This is a genomic window from Mesorhizobium sp. M4B.F.Ca.ET.089.01.1.1 (assembly GCF_004022605.1).
GTDB lineage: Bacteria > Pseudomonadota > Alphaproteobacteria > Rhizobiales > Rhizobiaceae > Mesorhizobium > Mesorhizobium abyssinicae.
This window is the reverse complement of the sequence record NZ_RZOS01000662.1, coordinates 1-2,332: the sequence shown is the minus strand read 5'-3', so window position 1 is coordinate 2,332 and position 2,332 is coordinate 1. Positions and strand designations below refer to the sequence as shown.

Below are 2,332 nucleotides of genomic sequence, written 5' to 3'. Positions count from 1 at the left end.
CCGGATCTCCCCACTGTGCCCGCCAATGCCAGCCCGCTGGGCACCGATGGCGAGAAGGCGGCCTGGGCCGCCATGCCCGTCAGCCAGGCCGAGGACGTCAACCGCGTCTTTGCCAATATCGGCAAGGCGATCGGCGCTTTCGAGCGGTCGATCGAGCCGCCGCAGACGCGCTTCGACCGTTTCGCCAGCGATCTGGCATCTGGCGCCGAGCCACAGGGGGACGACGCCTTGTCGCCCGAGGAGATGCTTGGGCTGAAGCTGTTCATCGGCAAGGCCAATTGCGTGACCTGCCACAATGGTCCGCGTTTCACCGACAACTCTTTCCACAACACCGGCGTGCCGCCGGTCAAGGACCTGCCGCCGGATCGCGGCCGCATCGATGCCGTAGTGCAGGTCGAGGCCGACCCGTTCAACTGCTTAGGCAAGTTCCGCGACGGCGACGACAACGCGTGCCGTGAGCTGCGCTTCATGGTGAAGGGCGGGCCGGACCTGGTGCGCGCCTACAAGACGCCGTCGCTCCGAGGTGCGGCTGCCCGCGCGCCCTACATGCATGCCGGGCAGTTCTCGTCGCTCGAAGAGGTGGTCGAGCATTATTCGAAGGCGCCGGCGAGCGTCGAAGGTGTTTCCGAGGTCCACCCGGTCGAGCTTTCAGACCGCGAGCGCGCGGCGCTGGTCGCGTTCCTGAAGACGCTGTCGGAATGAGCTAGCGGTCCTTGACCGTCTCCATCGCCACGAAGGTGGAAGTCTGGGCAACATGGGGGAGCGCCGAGATACGTTCCCCCAGCACGCGGCGATAGGCGGCGATGTCGGTGGTGCGGACCTTCAACAGATAGTCGAAGCTCGACGCCATCATGTGGCATTGCTCGATCTCGGGGACTGCCTGCACGGATCGATTGAAGGCGTCAAGCGCGGCCGAGCGGGTGTCCGACAATTTCACCTGGACGAACGCGACATGGCCTTCTCCCATGCGCTCGCGATCGATGATCGCCTGATAACCCCTGATGTAACCGTCCTTCTCCAGGCGCTTGACGCGCGCCTGCACCGGCGTCTTCGACAGGCCGACCTTGCCGGCCAGCTCAGACATGGAAAGCCGCCCGTCGCGCGCCAGCGCCGACAGGATGTTGCGGTCGATGCGGTCCAATTGGTCTTCTGTCATCGAATTGGCAATCGAATTGGCGAGAATACTGGGCAAATCATAGTCCAATCGACCCGGCATGTCGATTTCTTTGGACCGACTGAAAACGGCAATTGTGCTAGCTTGCGCCATTCGGTCCGGTGACCGCCGGCCCGCTCCCTCAAGCTCGCTCGATAGGACAGCCATGCCCGCGCTCGATGCCATCCGCCAGCAGATCCGTGCCAACTATTTGCCCGACGAAGACGCCGCGGTGAAGCGGCTCGCCGATGGAGCGGGGCTTTCGGCGGATGACCGCAAGGCGATCTCGGCCCGCGCGGCCGATCTGGTGCGCGCGGTGCGCGGCTCGACCGATCCGAGGCTGATGGAGGTTTTCCTCTCCGCCTACGGCCTGTCGACCAAGGAAGGTGTCGCGCTGATGTGCCTTGCCGAGGCGCTGCTGCGCGTGCCCGACGCCGAGACTATGGACGATCTCATCGCCGACAAGATCGCGCCGCACGACTGGTCGGCGCATTCGGGCAGCTCGAGCTCCATCTTCGTCAACGCCTCGACCTGGGCGCTGATGCTGACCGGGCGCGTGCTGGACGAAGGCGAGGGCGGCATCGAGGGCACGCTGCGGGCCATGGTGCGCCGGCTGGGCGAACCCGTCATCCGCAAGGCGGTGGCGGCCGCCATGCGCGAGATGGGCGAGCAGTTCGTGCTCGGCCGCACCATCGCCGAGGCCGTCAAGCGCGGCCGGCCGATGACGCAGAAGGGCTATCTCTATTCCTTCGACATGCTGGGCGAGGCGGCCCGCACCGAGGCCGACGCGCTGCGCTACCACAAGGCCTATGCCGACGCGATCTCCTCGCTCGATTCCGGTTCCAACGGGCCCGACATCCGCAACAACCACGGCATTTCGGTCAAGCTTTCGGCGCTGCATCCGCGCTACGAGGTGGCGCAGAAGGAGACGATGCTGCCGGTGATGGCAGAGCGGCTGCTGTCGCTGGCGCTGGCGGCGCGGCATTCGCGCATGGGGCTCAACATCGACGCCGAGGAGGCGGATCGCCTCGATCTGTCTCTCGACGTCATCGAGCGCGTGATGGCCGAGCCGGAGCTTGCCGGCTGGAACGGGTTCGGCGTGGTGGTGCAAGCGTATGGGCCACGCGCGGCCTTCGTCATCGACTGGCTCTACCAGCTGGCCAAAAAGTACGACCGCAC

General features: G+C 65.7%; 2 protein-coding genes and 1 pseudogene. 2 read left to right on the top strand and 1 reads right to left on the bottom strand.

Going from position 1 to position 2,332, the window contains the following annotated elements:
• Positions 1 to 702 (top strand): annotated as a pseudogene (locus EN780_RS32350) (c-type cytochrome); the annotation flags it as partial.
• Between the two features lies 1 nt (position 703).
• Here the strand turns inward: EN780_RS32350 and EN780_RS32345 are convergent.
• Entirely contained in the window at positions 704 to 1,156 is a 453-nt protein-coding gene (locus EN780_RS32345; protein ID WP_127285682.1) for an Lrp/AsnC ligand binding domain-containing protein, read from the bottom strand.
• A 163-nt stretch (positions 1,157 to 1,319) separates the two neighbouring features.
• On the opposite strand from EN780_RS32345, the gene EN780_RS32340 reads away from it, so the two are divergent.
• A partial coding sequence (locus tag EN780_RS32340) for a proline dehydrogenase family protein (RefSeq protein ID WP_189556923.1) occupies positions 1,320 to 2,332 on the top strand: 1,013 nt, incomplete at its 3' end.